Raw genomic sequence first — 16543 nt, 5'->3', positions numbered from 1 at the left:
TGAACACTACCCCCGCATCTTGTCGCCGCTCGGATCAAAGGGCGGCTCGACATTGATGCGGGCGGGGCGGCGGTGGCCGAGGATCTCGATCTCGAACAGACCTTCCGCCTCGTTTTCGGCAAGCGCTGCCGGCACGTAGCCCTGGGCCATCGACTTCTGGACATAATGGGCATAGCCGCCCGACGTCACCCAGCCGACCACACGCCAGTCGCCGTCGACGATGCTGCGCACGGCGGATGCGCCGGTGGCGGCGTCCGAACCGCGCACTTCCTTGCCTGTCTCATCGAAGCGCGGCGCGCCATAGCCGTGCGGCTTTTCGATCGTGCCGAAGTCCTTGGCGCCGACCTTGGCCCAGATAGGCTCGTCGCCCATCACGTCGGCGTCCTGCGCATCGACATAGAAAGAGACACGGCGCAGCTTTGGCCCCTCGGCGTGCTCCTTGGCGGCTGCCTCGCGGCCGATGAAGTCGTTCTTTTCGAGCTTGATGAAGCGCTCCATCGAACCCTCGAACGGCCCATAGATCGGGCGAAGTTCGCGGAACCAGGTCGGGAAGTTCTTTTCGAGACGCATGGACAAAAGCGCTCTCATGCCGAAATCGACGATGCCGAACTCTTCGCCGGCGTCCTTGATCGCCTTGTAGACGAGGCGCTGGTAGGCAGGTGCCATCCAGATCTCGTAGCCGAGGTCGCCGGTATAGGTGATGCGGTTGACCATGCAGGGCGCACCGCCGACGGCCATCTCGCGAAAATCCATGAAGCGGAAGGCCTTGCTGGAGACGTCCTCGTCGACCAGCTTGGCCAGCAGCGCCTGCGACTTCGGGCCTGCAATCGACAGGCCGACCAGCGTCTGGTCGAAGCGGTGGATGCGCACCGATCCGTCCTTGGGCAGGTGCTGTTCAAACCAGCGCATGTGATACTTTTGCGCCGCCGACGAGCCCCAGATCATGAACTTGTCGTTGCCTGTCTTGGCGATGGTGAAGTCGCCGATCAGGCGGCCGAACTCGTTGAGCATCGGCGTCAGCACGATGCGGCCCTTCTTCGGCATGCGGTTGGTCATCAGCCGGTTGAGGAAATCCTCCGATGCCGGGCCCGACACTTCGTATTTGGCGAAATTGGCGATCTCGGTCACGCCGACGCGGTCGCGCGTTGTACGAACCTCATTGCCGATATGCTCGAAATCGTTGGAGCGGTGGAAGGAGACGATGTCCTTGGGTTCGGTTCCCTCAGGCGCGAACCACAGCGGTGTTTCCAGGCCCCAGCTGTCGCCCATGACGGCGTTGTTGGCGACCATGGTGTCGTAGAGCGGGGTGGTCTGGGCCGGCCTGGCGGCGGGCAGTTCTTCATTCGGAAAACGGATCGAGAAGCGCCGCGAGTAGTTTTCGCGCACCTTGGCGTTGGTGTAGCGCAGGCTCGCCCATTCGCCCCAGCGCGCGACATCCATACCCCAGACGTCGAAGCCCGGGTCGCCATCGACCATCCAGTTGGACAGCGCCAGGCCGACGCCACCGCCCTGGCTGAAGCCGGCCATGACGCCGCATGCGACCCAGAAATTGGTCAGGCCCTGGACCGGGCCAACCAGCGGGTTGCCGTCGGGCGCGAAGGTGAAGGGACCGTTGATGACCTGCTTGATGCCGGCGTTGGCGATGCCGGGGAAATGCTGGAAGCCGATCTCCAGCGACGGCGCGATGCGGTCGAGGTCGGGCGCGAGCAGTTCGTGGCCGAAATCCCACGGCGTGTTGACAGGCGACCACGGCTTGCAGGCCTTCTCATAGGTGCCGAGCAGGATGCCGTTGCGCTCCTGGCGCGTGTAGATCTCGCCCTTGAAATCGAGCACGCCGATCATCTCGCGGCCGGTTTCCTTGTTGAAGGCCTCGACCTCCGGCATCGGCTCGGTGAGCAGGTACATGTGCTCCATGGCGAGAACCGGCAGCTCGACGCCGACCATGCGGCCGACTTCGCGGGCCCACAGGCCACCGCAGTTGACGACGTGCTCGGCCCTGACGGTGCCCTGCTCGGTGACGACGTTCCAGGTGCCGTCGGCATCCTGCGTCAGCTCCTTGACCGGGTTGCGCAGCACGATCTCGGCGCCGAGCTTCTTTGCCGCCTTGGCGTAGGCGTGCGTCGTGCCGGAAGGATCGAGATGGCCTTCGACCGGGTCCCACATGGCGCCGACGAAATGCTTTTCGTCCATCAGCGGGAACATCTTCTTGGCCTCGGAGGGGGTGATCAGCTCGGTATCCATTCCGAGATAGCGGCCCTTGGCATGCGCCAGGCGCAGGAAGTCCATGCGCTCGGGACTGTCGGCGAGCATGACGCCGCCGGTGAGATGCAGCGAGCAGGACTGGCCGGAAATCTCCTCCAGTTCCTTGTAGAGCTGCACCGTATAAGCCTGCAGCTTGGCGACGTTGGGGTCGCCGTTGAGGGTGTGGAAGCCGCCGGCGGCGTGCCAGGACGAGCCCGACGTGAGTTCCGAGCGCTCGATCAGCATGACGTCGGTCCAGCCGGCGCGGGCGAGGTGGTAGAGCACTGAGCAGCCCACCACGCCGCCGCCGATGACAACCGCTTTCACATGGGATTTCATGAGGTTATGTCCAGTTATGCGTAAAATGATTCAGGGAGATGAGGGGTCAGGCGGTCGCCACGCCTTCGATTTCCAGAAGCCATGCTTCGTCGAAGATGCCGGCGATGATGACCGACATCGCGATCTTGCGGTCGCCGAGCACTTCGGCGCGGATGCGGCGGTTGTCGAGGGCATAAGCGCGGCTGGAAAGGAAGACCGTCACCTTGACCAGATTGTCGAGGTTCATGCCTGCGGCATGCAGCTGCGCCTCGACATTCCGCCAGGCGAGCCAGCACTGGCTGTCGAAATCGTCGGGTACCGAGCCATCCTTGGCGACCGGGATCTGGCCGCTGATGTAAAGCGTGCGCGAATTGTTGGTCACCTCGATCGCCTGGGCGTAGCCGCCGGCGGGCATCGGGGCGTCGGGCGAGTTGATCTCTCGTTTGTGCATGGGAAATCTCCTCAGAAATCGGTCGGTGCGCCGCCTTCGGCCTTGCGCTTGTCGACGAAGGCGTTGAGCTCCTCGCGGATCGCCGGATCCATCCAGGGCTCATCATAAGAGGCGAGGCGCTCTTTCCAGACGCGGTTTGCCTTTTCCACCGCGGTCGGGCTGCCGGCTTCGGCCCAGGTCTCGAAATTGCGCCAGTCGGAAATGACAGGCGAATAGAACGCGTTTTTGTAGCGGTCCTGGGTGTGCTGGGTGCCGAAGAAATGGCCACCAGGGCCGACGTCGCGGATGGCGTCAATGGCGAGCGCATCTTCGGAGAGGTCGAGCGGTGTCAGGAACTCGGCCACCATCTGCAGCATGTCGATATCAAGGATCATCTTCTCGTAGGAGCAGCGCAGCCCGCCTTCGAGCCAGCCGGCACCGTGAAGAATGAAATTGGCGCCGCCCTGGATCGCGCCCCACAGGGAAAACACGCTCTCATAGGCTGCCTGTGCATCGACCGCATTGGCGGCACAGACATTCGAGGTCCGGTAGGGGATGTTGTAGCGGCGGGCCAATTGGCCCCCGACAAGCTGGGCCTTCATGTACTCTGGCGTGCCGAAGGCGGGGGCGCCGGACTTCATATCGACGTTTGAAGTGAAGCCGCCATAGCCGACGGGCGCGCCCTTCTTGACCATCTGGGTGAAGGCGAGGCCGGAAAGTGCTTCGGCGTTCTGCTGGACCAGCGCGCCGGCAATGGTGACGGGGGCCATCGCACCCGACAGGGTGAACGGCGTGACGATCACCACCTGGCCCATCGACGACATCTGGATGATGCCTTCCATCATCGGCACGTCGAGCTTCAGCGGCGAGTTGGTGTTGATGATTGTGTAGACCGAAGGCTCCGCCATCATCTGCTCGCGGGAAATGCCGCGGGCGATACGGGTAATCTCGATGCCGTCGACGTTGCGCTCCTTGCCGAGCGAATAGATGTGAAACACCTTGTCGGTCAGCGTCGCTAGGTCGCGGATGCATTCGAGGTGGCGGATCGAGGGGTGGATGTCCACTGGCTCGACCGGATAGCCGCCCGTCGTCTGCAGGATGTTGTGCATCTGGGCGAGCTTGAGGAAGTTGCGGTAGTCGGCCTGGTTGCCCGGGCGACGGCCACGATCGAGATCGGAACAGTTGGGCGCCGACGCCATCTGCGAAATGACGAGATTGTTGCCGCCGAAGCGCACATTGTGGGCCGGATTGCGGGCATGCAGGGTGAATTCGGCCGGCGCCTGCGAGATCAATTCGAGGATCATGTCGGAATCAAAGCGCACGCGTTCGGAGCCGTCGCGGACGTCGGCGCCATGCGCCTTCATGATGCGGCGTGCTTCGTCGTGCAGCACGTCGACGCCGATCTCCTTGAGCACCCTGAGCGATGCCAGGTGGATCGATTCAAGCTGATCGTCAGAGATCAGCTTGGTCGGCGTGAAAGGTAACTTGAGCTGGCGGAACGGCGGCTGCTCGAAGGCCTGGGAGCCGCCGGCGCGCTTGCCGGCACGGCCGCCGCGACGAGCGCGATCGGAGGCGGGAGCCTGTTCGGCTGTTTGCAGGGCCACGGTCATGAAATCCTCACGGCAAGCTTCATTGTCGCGGGCATAATGGACTGGGGCGGTGCGCCTCATTGCGGAGGCGGCGACAAGTAGCGCGAGGGAAACGACATTGCAGATGTGGGTACGCAGATAAGGCTGGACCGACGTTCTCCGTCGCGGTGAGGCATCCGGCATGCGGCGCTTCGTCTGTAGGATCGCCGTCATTCGATTCTCGTGGTGACGACTTTGACATCTCCTGCTTCCACCGCCGCCGAGCCGCCGCTCAGGTGGGCTCCCCTTGTCGGCGTCACCGCCGCACTTGCGATGTTTGGTGCAGCACAGGGGCTGAGCTATCCGCTGTTTTCGCTGTTGATGCAGAAGCAGGGCATGTCGCCGGTAATGATCGGCTTGTCGGCGGCGATGATGCCGCTGGGCCTGATCGCATCGGCAGCCTTCGTGCCTGCGGCGGTGCGTCTGTTTGGGGCGCGAAACCTTGCTGTCGGTTGTGCACTCGCGGCAGCCGCCTGCTTCCTTTTGATCGGCTACCTCCAGGACTGGTTCGCCTGGTTTGTCGTGCGCTTCATGATCGGCGTGGTGATCAACCCACTCTACATCCTGGGCGAGGTGTGGGCATTGTCGATGGCGCCGCCGTCGCGGCGCGGGCGCGTCATGGGCGTCTTCAACACATTGATGGGAATCGGTTATGCCAGTGGTCCGCTGGTGCTGACCTTCGTCGGCATTTCAGGCTGGACGCCGTTCGTGGTGGCAATCGTCGGCTTCATAGCCTGCGCGGCTGTGCTGCGCATCATGTCGGATCTGTCCGGCTTCGAAGATGACGGGCAGTCCAAGGGCGGCGTGCTCGGCTTTGCAGCACTTGCGCCGGCGCTGTTGTTTGCCGTTCTGGTGTCGGCAGCCAACCAGCAGAGCACCTATTCGTTGCTGCCGGTTTTCGGAGCAGGCCATGGCCTGCCGGAGGCCGTGCTTGCCGCCATGCTGACGGCGCTGTCGATGGGAAACATCCTGCTGCAGATTCCGCTCGGCCTGATGGCGGAGCGGGTGGGTGGGCGTGCCATGATCCTGTTTTGCGCTGCAGCTACGGCCAGCTGCTCGGTTCTGTTGCCGATCCTGATCGAGACGCCGCTGATCTGGCCTGTGCTCGTCGTGATGGGAGCGGTCGGCTACGGCGTCTACACCATGGCGCTGGTCGAGCTTGGCAACCGTTTCAACGGCAGTCTGCTCGTTGCCGGCAACGCGGCCTTCGCGCTGATGTGGGGTTTTGGCGGCATTGTCGGCCCGCCGAGTTCGGGCATGGTGATGCAGGCGTTCGGGCCGATCGGATTGCCTGCCGTACTGGCGAGCCTGAACGTTACGCTGCTCGCCTTCGCCTTTTATCGCGCGGCGTCACGGCGGCGCAAAGCGGGCTGAGGCAGGCTGCGCGACGAGGATGGCCTCGCCGCGCAGTGCAAGGTCAGTCGGCCTTGGCGATGTGCCAGACGCCGCCCTTGCCTTCGCCGGTGACGTCGCCGGCCTTCTTGTCCTGGATGAACGTGTAGAGCGGCTTGCCCTCATAGGCCCACATCTTGGAGCCGTCGTCGCGGGTGACGACCGTCCACTCGCCTTCGTCCTTGGCGTCGGCTGCAGCCATCAGCGGCGGCCAGTTGACGGCGCAGTCGCCGTTGCAGGCGGATTTGCCGCCACTGTCCTTGTCGTAGGTATAGAGCGTCATGCCTTTGGCGTCGGTGTACATCTTGCCACCAGCACCTTCCGCGACCATAGCCGGTTCGGCGGCGAAGGAGAGGGCTGAGCTCGCAAGCAGGAGGGCGAATGCGGACAGTACAGTCTTCATGATGGTTCTCCCTGGGTTGGCCGCAAAATGCCGGCCACACAGGCAGTCAACGCTTCGCGCCGCCGATCTATTCCCGTGATGAGATACTGGCGAAGATTTTCCGACGCTTGTGGATTGGCGAAACGCCGGGTTAGAGTGTGGGCATGTGCGCATTTGTTGCCCATATCCCGTTGCCAAGCGCGGTTTCGACGCCATCCCCACGGACGCGGCACACCGAGCTTCTGCGGCTTTGCGCGCGCATTGGCTACTCACCACCGGCCTGATCTCGAATCCGCCCCGGCGCCTGCCGGATTGATTCAAGAGAAAGGCACAAGCCAATGACTTATCAGAACTATTCGCTGAAGCAGCTTCAGCAGATCGACGCCGCGCATCATCTCCACCCGTTCACCGACCACAAGGAACTGCGCGAAGTCGGCTCGCGCATGATCACCCGTGCCGAAGGTCCATTCATCTACGATTCGGAAGGGACGGAACTGCTCGACGGCATGGCCGGGCTGTGGTGCGTCAATGTCGGCTATGGCCGCGACGAACTGGCTGAGGCGGCCTACGCCCAGATGAAGGAAATGCCCTACTACAATTCCTTCTTCAAATGCTCGACGCCGACGCCCGTGCTGCTATCCAAGAAGCTTTCGGAACTCGCGCCTGACAACATCAACCAGGTGTTCTACGGTTCATCAGGCTCGGAATCCAACGACACGGCGCTGCGGCTGGTGCGCCACTACTGGGCTCTGGAGGGCAAGCCCGAGAAGAACCGCATCATTTCGCGCAAGATGGCCTATCACGGCTCGACCGTCGCCGGCACCTCGCTCGGCGGCATGGACGGCATGCATCACCAACTCGGTGGCGCGGTGCCGAACATCGTCCATGTGATGATGCCTTATGCCTATGAACTGGCGCAGGCAGGCGAAAGCGACCACGATTTCGGCCTGCGTGCCGCAAAGTCGGTCGAGGATGCGATCCTGGAGGCGGGTGCGGAGAATGTCGCGGCCTTTATCGGCGAGCCGATCATGGGCGCTGGTGGCGTCAAGATTCCACCGGCGAGCTACTGGCCGGAAATCCAGCGCATCTGCCGCAAATACGACGTGCTGTTGATGCTCGACGAGGTCATCACCGGCTATGGCCGCACCGGCGAATGGTTCGCGGCTCAGACTTTTGGCATCGAAGCCGACACCATCACCACCGCCAAGGCGCTGACCTCGGGCTACCAGCCGCTGTCGGCACTTCTGGTCGGCGACCGCATCGCTGCGACGCTGGTCGACAAGGGCGGCGAGTTCTATCACGGCTACACCTATTCCGGTCACCCGGTCGCCTGCGCGGTGGCGCTGAAAAACCTCGAGATCATCGAGCGCGAAGGGCTGGTTGAAAGGGTCAAGACCGACACCGGGCCGTATTTCGCCCAGATGCTCAAGGAGCGCATCGCTGGCCATGGCCTCGTTGGCGAGGTGCGCTCGGTCGGCCTGATGGGCGCTATCGAGATCGTCAAGGACAAGGCGACCAAGCAGCGCTTTTCGCCGGGTGGCAGCGCCGCTGTCGTCGTGCGCGACCACGCTATAGCCAACGGCATGATGATGCGCGCAACCGGCGACTCGATGATCCTGTCGCCGCCGCTGATCTGGACGCGTGCAACCATCGACATGGCCTGCGACCGTATCCTGAAGGCGCTCGACCTTGCACAAGCCGATTTGAGGACAGCCTGATGCCAATCTGCCGGGTGGGAAGTCCTGCCCGGCACACCCCTGGAGCGACATATGAGCGGCAAACCGATCGTGCCTTTGATCCAGTATGAGGATGCGGATGATGCGGTCCGCGCCGTCTATGACGACATCATGGCTTTCAGGAAGATCGACTGGATCAACAATTTCTGGAAGGTGCTGGCGCATGATCCGGCACTGCTCAAGCGAACCTGGGAGTCGGTGCGCGAGGTGATGGCGCCGGGCGCGCTCGATCCGCTGACCAAGGAACTGATCTACATCGCCGTTTCGGCGACCAATGGCTGCGAATATTGCACCTATTCGCACACTGCCGCGGCGCGCGGCAAAGGCATGAGCGAGGCGCAACTGATGGAGTTGCTCGCTGTCGTCGGGATGGCCAACGAGACGAACCGCCTTGCCAACGGTCTTAGGCCGCCTGTCGATGTGCAGTTCGAACCGGCAGGCTGAGGCGTATCTGCTTGTTCATGACAGTGCGGCAGCGTATATTGTGCACTGCACAATGAGCTCGCCCGCATATGCGGGCAGGCAATGCAGCCGGAGTGCGCAGCATGAAAAACAAACGTTTGGCACGGGCCTCGCGCCAATCCAGCGCCATAGCCGGCAATCTGATGCTGGCGCCGATGGTGATGGCGATGCGCTTGCCAATGATGGCGACGGAGGCGCGCAATGGCGGGCCGCTGCGCGGTGAAAGCCTGGCGGCGGTGACCGAAAAGACCACGGCGCTTGCCGAAGGCATGGTGGCGGCGCAGATGTCGTACATGCAATCGGCGCTGCAATTCTGGCCAGAAGTGCTATCGGGGCGCACGCCTTCGGTTCTCAACGGCGTTGCCGCGCAGAAGTCGGTTGCGGCCGCGTTGAAACCAGCCAGCAATCGCGTGAGGGCCAATTTTCGCCGGTTGGCGACAAAATCCGGAACGTAGCGGCAGGGGTACAACGCAAAAACCGCGTCCCGGACGGGAACGCGGCTTTGCCACTAGTACGCATGGCCCTTCGCGACGCTTGACCAGCGAAGGTTTACAGCTCCGGTACGCGAGACCTGATCCGGAGCCAGAGGCGGCTGCGAAGCCCGCCCTTGCCAACCGTTTTAACTGGACATCGTTACCGCGTGGTTATCGAGAGCTTAAGCAAACCTAAATTTTGAACTTTTTTGGATTAATCAGGCTGTCTCGCCGCGCAGGAACTTGATGATGCCGGAGAAATCGGTGCCGCCGTTGCCGAGGGCCGAATAAAGCGCGTAGAGCTGCGTTGCCTCGGCGCCGAGCGGGGTGACGGCACCTGCCTGCTGGGCTGCCTCCTGCGACAGCTTGAGGTCCTTGAGCATCAGGGCCGCGGCAAAGCCCGGCTGGTAGTCGCGGTTGGCAGGCGAGTTCGGCACCGGGCCGGGGACTGGGCAATAAGAGGTCAGCGACCAGCACTGGCCCGAGGACGTCGAGGCGACGTCAAACAGCGCCTGGTGCGACAGGCCGAGCTTTTCGGCTAGAACGAAGGCTTCGGCGACGCCGATCATCGAGATGCCGAGGATCATGTTGTTACAGATCTTGGCGGCCTGGCCAGCACCGGCGTCGCCGCAATGGACGATGCGCCCGGCCATCGGCTTGAGCGCTGGCTCGGCGATGTCGAACGCCGCCTGCGCGCCGCCGGCCATGAAGGTCAGCGTGCCGGCAGCAGCCCCGCCGGTTCCGCCCGACACCGGAGCATCGACCGACAGCAGGCCGTGCTTGGCGGCGATTGCGTGCGCCTTGCGTGCGGAATCGACGTCGATGGTCGAAGAATCGATGAGCAGTGCGCCCTTCTTCAGCTTCGGCGCGATGTCCTCATAGACCGAAAGCACATGCTTGCCGGCCGGCAGCATGGTGATGACCACATCGGCATCTTTGGCAGCGGCGGCCGCGTTGGCCATCACGGTGACGCCGTTGTTGCGCGCCGTCTCGAGATGTTCGGGCATCAGGTCGAAGCCGAGCACCGCGTGGCCGGCCTTGACGAGATTGGCGGCCATGGGGTTGCCCATGTTGCCCAGTCCGATGAAGGCGATGGTGGTCATTGGTTGGTTCCTCCAGTGGGAAGGGAATAGGGCAATAGGGGAGTAGGGCAATGGGGCAATAGGGAGTGAAGGTTGCAGTTTACTGCCGCACTGCTTTACTCCCCTCGAACCGCTACTTTCCAATCAAATGCCTGGCGATGATCACCCGCATGATCTCGTTGGTGCCTTCGAGGATCTGGTGGACGCGCAGGTCGCGCACCAGCTTTTCGATGCCGTAGTCGTGCAAATAGCCGTAGCCGCCGAGCAGCTGCAGCGCGTCGTTGGCGATGTCGAAGCCGGTATCGGTGACGAAGCGCTTGGCCATGGCCGACCATTTCGAGGCGTCATGCGCCTTGCGGTCGAGCTTGGATGCAGCGGCGTAGAGGAACAGGCGCGAGGCTTGGAGCTCGGTTTCCATGTCGGCGAGGCGGAACTGCAGCGCCTGAAACCGGTCGATGGTCTGACCGAAGGCCTTGCGTTCGGCGGTGTAGGCAAGCGCCTTGTCGAGCGCCGACTGGGCCCCGCCGACCGAGCACGCGGCGATGTTGAGGCGGCCGCCATCAAGGCCGGCCATGGCGATACCGAAGCCGGCACCTTCGTTGGAAAGCAGGTTTTCTGCCGGCACCTTGCAATCGTCGAAGATGACCTGGCGGGTCGACTGCATGTGCCAGCCCATCTTGTGTTCATTGGCGCCGAATGACAGGCCGGGCGCATCCTTGGGGATGACCAGCGTCGAGATACCCTTGGGACCGTCGGCGCCGGTGCGGACCATGGCGACATAGACGTCGCTGTCGCCGGCGCCCGAAATGAACTGCTTGGTACCATTGACGACGAAGTCGCTGCCATTGCCGCCGCTGCGCACCGCTTTCGTCTTGAGTGCTGCGGCGTCCGAGCCAGAGCCCGGTTCGGTCAGGCAATAGCTGGCAAGCCATTCCATCGACGTCAGCTTGGGCAACAGACGCTGGCGCTGCTCCTCGTTGCCGAACCGGTCGATCATCGACGCGGCCATGTTGTGGATCGAAATGAAGGACGAAAAACCCGGGCAGGCATGCGCCAGCTGCTCGAAGACGAGCACCGCGTCGAGGCGGGTGAGGGCGGATCCGCCGACATCTTCCTTGACGTAGAGGCCGCCGAAACCGAGCTGGCCGGTTTCACGGATGACGTCTTCGGGGAAGTGCTTGGCCTTGTCCCATTCGAGCGCGAAAGGCGCCACCTTCTCGGCGGCGAAACTGCCCGCCATTTCGCGGATGGCCAGCTGATCTTCGTTGAGCTCAAACTGACCGGCGGTCGCGTCGATTGCGGCGTCCATGTCGGCCTCCCTGTCGTTTTTTCGGCTATGCGCGGGCCTCAATCTAGACCAATGATGCGGCCGCGCAACCCGACCTTCAACAGAGCGGCTGTGCGCAAATGCATGGGCGAGAACAGGCGTGGCGACAAATTTTGATGGGCTGCTGCAAGCCTTTAGAGAATACCTCGAGGCAACCGATTCGGCGGTAGCGGCAGGCTCGTTCCTCGGCGACATCGACTGGCAAATGCCCGCCCGCCCTTTGAAGCCAAACGGTGTCAAATGTTCTGAACTTCTCGACCGCAGCATTGAATCGGCTCACGCCGAGTCGCGACCGTTGGCGAGAATTCTCGCAGCACAACGCGATGAACTCCGCTGGGGCCAGACCTACACAGCCGCCGATTTCGGCCAGCGTTTCATCGACAACTATGGCTGGGTGGAGCTTTTCGGCACCCGTGGCCACTACGTCAATGACAAGGTCGCAGCAGGGTTTCTCATGCTCGGCCCCGGCGTCGAGTACCCCGACCATCACCATCTCGCCGAAGAGGTCTACATCCCGCTGACCGGCGGCGCCGAGTGGCGGATGGGCGACGCACCGTTTCGCCAAAGACGTGGTGGCGAGGTGATCCACCATGCCTCCAATGTGAATCACGCGATGCGCACCGGCAGCGAACCGCTGCTCGCGCTCTATCTCTGGCGTGGCGGGCCGCTGGCGGCGATGTCGACGGTTTCAGGAACAGTCGCCGGCGGAAAGGACTGAACCATGGCCAAGGCGATCATGCTCCAGGGCACGGGTTCGGACGTCGGCAAGACGGTGCTGGTGGCTGGCTTGTGCCGGGCGGCGCGCAATCGCGGAATGGAAGTGCGGCCGTTTAAGCCGCAGAACATGTCCAACAACGCCGCCGTTGCTGACATTCCGGGCGAGGCCGGCGGCGGCGAGATCGGCCGGGCGCAGTGGCTGCAGGCGATCGCCTGCGGCGTCAAGCCGTCGATCCACATGAACCCGGTGCTGCTCAAGCCGCAGAGCGACATCGGCAGCCAGGTCGTGGTGCAAGGCAAGGTCTTCGGCCATGCCAAGGCGCGTGACTATCAGGAGCTGAAGCCCAAGCTGATGGGGGCTGTGCTCGATTCCTGGCAAAAGCTGGGCGAGGGCGCCGACCTGATCGTCGTCGAGGGAGCGGGCTCGCCAGCGGAGATCAACCTGCGTCCGCGCGACATCGCCAATATGGGCTTTGCCACCCGCGCCGACGTGCCGGTGATCCTTGTCGGCGACATCGACCGCGGCGGGGTCATCGCTTCGGTTGCCGGCACGCACCTGATCCTGCCGCAAGACGACCGGCGCATGATCGTCGGCTATCTCATCAACAAGTTCCGCGGTGACGCCAGCCTGTTCGACGACGGCATCAAGGCGATAGAGCATTTCACCGGTTGGCCGTGCTTCGGCGTCGTGCCGTGGCTCAAGGCGGCGGCGCTGCTGCCTTCGGAGGATTCGGTGATCCTCGAAAGGCTGGCCGGCGGGGAAAAGCGGGCGCTCAAGGTTGCCGTGCCGATGCTCGGGCGCATCGCCAATTTCGACGATCTCGACCCGCTGCGTGCCGAACCGCAGGTCGAAGTGGTGTTCGTGCCGCCAGGGCAGCGGCTGCCCGAGGATGCCGGGCTGGTGGTCATTCCGGGATCGAAATCGACGATCGGCGACCTGCTGCTGTTCCGCGAAAACGGCTGGGACCGCGATCTTGAGGCGCACCGCCGGCGCGGCGGCCATGTCGTCGGCATCTGCGGCGGCTACCAGATGCTCGGCCGTGTCGTGCACGACCCGCTTGGTATCGAAGGCAGCGTCACAACTGCCCAGGGCCTCGGCTTGCTTGACGTCGAAACGGTGATGGCGCCGGAAAAGACAGTGCGCAATGTCGAGGCGCGCTCGGTGCGCTACGGCGAGCCTCTGTCGGGTTACGAAATCCATCTTGGCAAGACGACGGGCGCCGATTGTGTCCGGCCCACCGCCGTCATCAACGGTGTCGACGACGGCGCGACCTCGGCCGACGGCAAGGTGTTCGGCACCTATATGCATGGCCTGTTCGGTGCCGACGGCTTTCGTGGGCGCTTCCTCGAAAGCCTTGGTATCAGGGGCGGCGGCATCGACTATCGCGCCGAAGTCGAGCGCGCGCTGGACGAGATTGCGGAACATCTCGAACGGCACCTCGACTGCGACGCGATTTTTGCCGCCGCGCGCTGACACGTGTCAGCTGGCCGGCTCGCCGGCCTTCGGCCAATAGGTGCCGACGCTCCAGATGTTGCCTTCAGGGTCGCGGCAGATGAACTCGCGGCTGCCATAGTCGCGGTTGGTAAGTGGCTGGACGATGACGGCACCTGCCGCCTTGGCACTGTCATGGATGGCATCGACATCCTCAACCGCCAGATAGACGGACTTGCCGCCGTTCTGGCCCGGTTCGCCGACGATAGCGCCGTAAGCATCGGGACGTGACGATCCGATCATGATCATCGACGATCCAAGCGCGAGTTCGGCATGGCCGACATCGGCGCCGTTCATGTATTTGGCATGCACTGCAAAGCCGAATGCCTTGCCCAGCCAGTCGATCATGCCGGCGGCGTTGTTGTAGCGCAGTGTCGGGAATATGCGGGGAGCTTCTGACGTGGGCATCTGGCGTATCCTGTTGCGTTGAACGAGTGCCCAGTTTGGCCGAGTGCCTGATAGCGGTATTGAACAAATGTAACCGGCTCAGCCGAGCCCGGTCGGCGTTGCGCCGGCAAGCTCCCTGAAGTCACGCACCATATGGGCCTGGTCGGCATATCCGCACTCCGCCGCAAGATCGGCCCAGCCTGTGCGGTTGGGCTGCTTGGCGAGGTTTGCGGCGCGATTGAACCTGATGATACGCGCGATGGCCTTCGGCCCGACACCGACCTGATCCGCGAACCGGCTGGCCAGGTGTTTTCTGCTCCAGCCGATTTCGGTAGCAATGGATGAGATCCGGCTCCGGCCGCCGCTCGCCATTATCTTTTCCAGCGCCCAGCTGATTTCGCTAGAGATTGCCGGCATTTTTGCAAGCCGTTCAATAATGTAGCCTTCTAAGATGTCGAGGCGTCGATGCCAGTCGGCTTCCTGGCCAAGCCGTTCTCGAAGCTGGCGGCCGGCAGCGCCAAGTACCTCGTCGAAAGGCACCATGCGGTCGGCCAGTTCGCTCATCGGCAGGCTGAAGAAACGCCTGGCGCCAAGCGGGGTGAAATTGACCTGGATGCAGCAGGACCGGCCAAAGGAATCGATGACCGCTGGTCCGGCATGAATGCCCGCTGCAAAGCTATCGAAGCGGTCATTGTCTCCGGGCGCCCGGCTCAAGCCGATGGAGAACGGTTCCCCGAAACTGATGACGAGCGGAACATCAAGCGAAGCCGCCTCGGTCTGCCTGACATAGACAGGGACAAGTTCGCGAAAGCCGATCAGCTCGGTGACGATGGAGGCAAGGATTGGTGAAGGACCGCGCCGCACGAACTCGAACTGCGCCTGGACAGCTTCAGCTGATGTTTCGCAAAACTGGCCGCTTGCCATTGTGCTGGCTCCGCTGAGGCAAGCGAACGTTATCAGCAGGGCGATTGACGGTCAAAACGCCGTCAGAAGCCGATCATCAGCCGTAGAGGATTGGTGGGGTCGATGAGCAGGCGTATGGCCAGCGCGACACAGGTGCAGACCAGGAGAGGCTTGATCAGCCTGGCGCCGTTGCGCATGGCCATGTGCGCGCCAAGCCTGGCGCCGAGGAACTGGGCAACGCCCATCAGCAGCCCGATCTTCCAGGCGACCACGCCGACAATCGCGAAGGCGATGAAGCTGCCGACATTGGAGGCGAAGTTGAGCAGCTTGGTGTGGGCGGTCGCCTTGAGCACGCCGTAGCCGGCAAGGGTGACGAAGGCGAGCATGAAGAACGAGCCAGCGCCGGGGCCGAACACGCCGTCATAAAAGCCGATCAGCGGCACCACGGTCAGCCCGAACAGCAGGGGCGGCAGGCGTTCGACGCGGTCGACGTCATCCATGTTCGGCTTGAACGCGAAGTAGAGCGCGATGGTGATCAGCAGGAACGGCAGGAAAATGCGCAGGATGTCGCCCGGCAAGACCGTCGCCAGCATGGCGCCGAGCATCGCTCCAACGAATGAAATGGCTGCGAACGGCAATTGTTTGCGCAGGTCGACATGGCCCTTGGCGGCGTAGCTGATGGTGGCTGAGCCCGAGCCGAAGAGCGATTGAAGCTTGTTGGTGCCCAAAGCTTCGAGCGGCGGCAGGCCGGCGAGCAGCAGTGCCGGAATGGCGATCAGGCCGCCGCCGCCGGCTATGGAATCGATGAAGCCGGCGATGAAGGCGGCTGCGATCAGGACCAGCAAGGTTTCGGTGGCTATGTCGAACATCGGTGCGGAAATCTGTCCAAGTGGATGAGGCCTTCGACCACAGCGCATCCGCTTGCGCAATAGCGCGTCGGCGGCAATGCTGGCCCAGCCATTGGGCCAAGTGTTTTTCGCCGTGCATTGCTCTATATCGGAACTGCAGTTGCCTCGACGGAAGGGATTCGCATGGTGACAGGATTGTTGACCCAGATTCTGAACATGTTCGAGGGCGACCCCGGCGTCCGCAAGGTCGCCGACGACCCCGTGCTTTCGGCCGAGCTGCTGCTGCTGTTCCGGATGATCCTCGCGGATGGCGTTGCCAGTGAAGCTGAGATGATCGCCTTTCGCCGGATCTGCACCGAAGCCTTCGGCATCGCCGAGGGCAGCATCGATGGCGTCATCGAGTATCTCAATGAGTTCGGCTACGAGACGAACGGTTCGCAGGCCATCGCCATGTTCCGTGATCTCGACGTCGAACGACGCCGGCAACTGGCCCGCCATATGGCCGAGATCGCCAAGGCCGACGCCCATCTGGCGGAAAACGAGGTCAAGCTGCTGCGTCGCACGCTCGATCTGCTTGGCATCAGCCCTGTCGATGTGGTGAAGCCGGCGACCTAGGCTTTTTTCCAGGCTTGATCGCCGGGTCCCCGCTGCTTCGCATCGTCCCGGCGTTCGCTAGCCTTTCATCGTGCCACTGGCACGATGAATTCGCTGCGCGAACCGGCTGC

At 63.0% G+C, this 16543-nt stretch carries 16 protein-coding genes; 7 read left to right on the top strand and 9 right to left on the bottom strand.

Going from position 1 to position 16543, the window contains the following annotated elements; genetic code table 11:
* Positions 1 to 6: 6 nt before the first annotated feature.
* Genes IHE39_RS20710 through IHE39_RS20700 form a run of 3 tightly spaced genes read right to left on the bottom strand, consistent with a single transcriptional unit; the run spans position 7 to position 4599 of the window.
* The gene (locus IHE39_RS20710; RefSeq protein ID WP_184767341.1) at positions 7 to 2580 is read right to left on the bottom strand and encodes a GcvT family protein; all 2574 of its coding nucleotides are present in this window, start codon (positions 2578 to 2580) and stop codon (positions 7 to 9) included.
* Between the two features lie 46 nt (positions 2581 to 2626).
* Positions 2627 to 3010: a RidA family protein gene (locus tag IHE39_RS20705; RefSeq protein ID WP_184767342.1), complete on the bottom strand. Its 384-nt coding sequence runs from the start codon at positions 3008 to 3010 to the stop codon at positions 2627 to 2629.
* Positions 3011 to 3021: 11 nt separating this feature from the next.
* Positions 3022 to 4599: a trimethylamine methyltransferase family protein gene (locus IHE39_RS20700; RefSeq protein ID WP_192567811.1), complete on the bottom strand. Its 1578-nt coding sequence runs from the start codon at positions 4597 to 4599 to the stop codon at positions 3022 to 3024.
* Between the two features lie 213 nt (positions 4600 to 4812).
* On the opposite strand from IHE39_RS20700, the gene IHE39_RS20695 reads away from it, so the two are divergent.
* Positions 4813 to 5991, top strand: a complete 1179-nt coding sequence (locus IHE39_RS20695; protein ID WP_192567972.1) for an MFS transporter — start codon at positions 4813 to 4815, stop codon at positions 5989 to 5991.
* A 43-nt stretch (positions 5992 to 6034) separates the two neighbouring features.
* Here IHE39_RS20695 and IHE39_RS20690 read toward each other — a convergent pair whose 3' ends face one another.
* Complete coding sequence (locus IHE39_RS20690) at positions 6035 to 6412, bottom strand: COG4315 family predicted lipoprotein (RefSeq protein WP_184767344.1); 378 nt, start codon at positions 6410 to 6412, stop codon at positions 6035 to 6037.
* 317 nt (positions 6413 to 6729) lie between these two features.
* Between IHE39_RS20690 and IHE39_RS20685 the strand changes: the two genes are divergently transcribed.
* The 3 genes from IHE39_RS20685 (at position 6730) to IHE39_RS20675 (ending at position 9044) form a co-directional block, all read left to right on the top strand.
* Positions 6730 to 8109 carry an aspartate aminotransferase family protein gene (locus IHE39_RS20685; protein ID WP_192567810.1) on the top strand — a complete coding sequence of 460 codons (1380 nt, stop codon included), beginning with the start codon at positions 6730 to 6732 and terminating at the stop codon, positions 8107 to 8109.
* Between the two features lie 51 nt (positions 8110 to 8160).
* Positions 8161 to 8571: a carboxymuconolactone decarboxylase family protein gene (locus tag IHE39_RS20680; RefSeq protein ID WP_184767346.1), complete on the top strand. Its 411-nt coding sequence runs from the start codon at positions 8161 to 8163 to the stop codon at positions 8569 to 8571.
* A 101-nt stretch (positions 8572 to 8672) separates the two neighbouring features.
* A complete protein-coding gene (locus IHE39_RS20675; RefSeq protein WP_184767347.1) occupies positions 8673 to 9044 on the top strand; it encodes a hypothetical protein in 372 nt (123 codons plus the stop codon).
* Positions 9045 to 9280: 236 nt separating this feature from the next.
* On the opposite strand, the gene mmsB is transcribed toward IHE39_RS20675, so the two are convergent.
* Together mmsB and IHE39_RS20665 are read right to left on the bottom strand one after the other, a co-directional pair.
* The gene (gene mmsB / locus IHE39_RS20670; RefSeq protein WP_192567809.1) at positions 9281 to 10165 is read right to left on the bottom strand and encodes a 3-hydroxyisobutyrate dehydrogenase; all 885 of its coding nucleotides are present in this window, start codon (positions 10163 to 10165) and stop codon (positions 9281 to 9283) included.
* A 112-nt stretch (positions 10166 to 10277) separates the two neighbouring features.
* Positions 10278 to 11453, bottom strand: a complete 1176-nt coding sequence (locus IHE39_RS20665) for an isobutyryl-CoA dehydrogenase (RefSeq protein WP_192567808.1) — start codon at positions 11451 to 11453, stop codon at positions 10278 to 10280.
* A gap of 223 nt (positions 11454 to 11676) precedes the next feature.
* Between IHE39_RS20665 and IHE39_RS20660 the strand changes: the two genes are divergently transcribed.
* Positions 11677 to 12189 carry a dimethylsulfonioproprionate lyase family protein gene (locus tag IHE39_RS20660; RefSeq protein WP_434781332.1) on the top strand — a complete coding sequence of 171 codons (513 nt, stop codon included), beginning with the start codon at positions 11677 to 11679 and terminating at the stop codon, positions 12187 to 12189.
* 3 nt (positions 12190 to 12192) lie between these two features.
* A complete protein-coding gene (locus IHE39_RS20655; RefSeq protein WP_192567806.1) occupies positions 12193 to 13662 on the top strand; it encodes a cobyric acid synthase in 1470 nt (489 codons plus the stop codon).
* 6 nt (positions 13663 to 13668) lie between these two features.
* Here the strand turns inward: IHE39_RS20655 and IHE39_RS20650 are convergent, their stop codons facing one another.
* From IHE39_RS20650 to IHE39_RS20640, 3 genes are all read right to left on the bottom strand, one after another.
* Entirely contained in the window at positions 13669 to 14088 is a 420-nt protein-coding gene (locus tag IHE39_RS20650; protein ID WP_192567805.1) for a VOC family protein, read from the bottom strand.
* Positions 14089 to 14166: 78 nt separating this feature from the next.
* Positions 14167 to 14991, bottom strand: a complete 825-nt coding sequence (locus IHE39_RS20645; protein WP_192567804.1) for a helix-turn-helix domain-containing protein — start codon at positions 14989 to 14991, stop codon at positions 14167 to 14169.
* Between the two features lie 62 nt (positions 14992 to 15053).
* Entirely contained in the window at positions 15054 to 15839 is a 786-nt protein-coding gene (locus IHE39_RS20640) for a TSUP family transporter (protein ID WP_184767354.1), read from the bottom strand.
* 162 nt (positions 15840 to 16001) lie between these two features.
* On the opposite strand from IHE39_RS20640, the gene IHE39_RS20635 reads away from it, so the two are divergent.
* Positions 16002 to 16433 carry a tellurite resistance TerB family protein gene (locus tag IHE39_RS20635; RefSeq protein ID WP_184767355.1) on the top strand — a complete coding sequence of 144 codons (432 nt, stop codon included), beginning with the start codon at positions 16002 to 16004 and terminating at the stop codon, positions 16431 to 16433.
* Positions 16434 to 16543 lie beyond the last annotated feature (110 nt).

Source organism: Aminobacter carboxidus, assembly GCF_014863355.1.
GTDB classification, from domain to species: domain Bacteria; phylum Pseudomonadota; class Alphaproteobacteria; order Rhizobiales; family Rhizobiaceae; genus Aminobacter; species Aminobacter carboxidus.
This window is presented reverse-complemented; position numbering and strand designations above follow the sequence as displayed.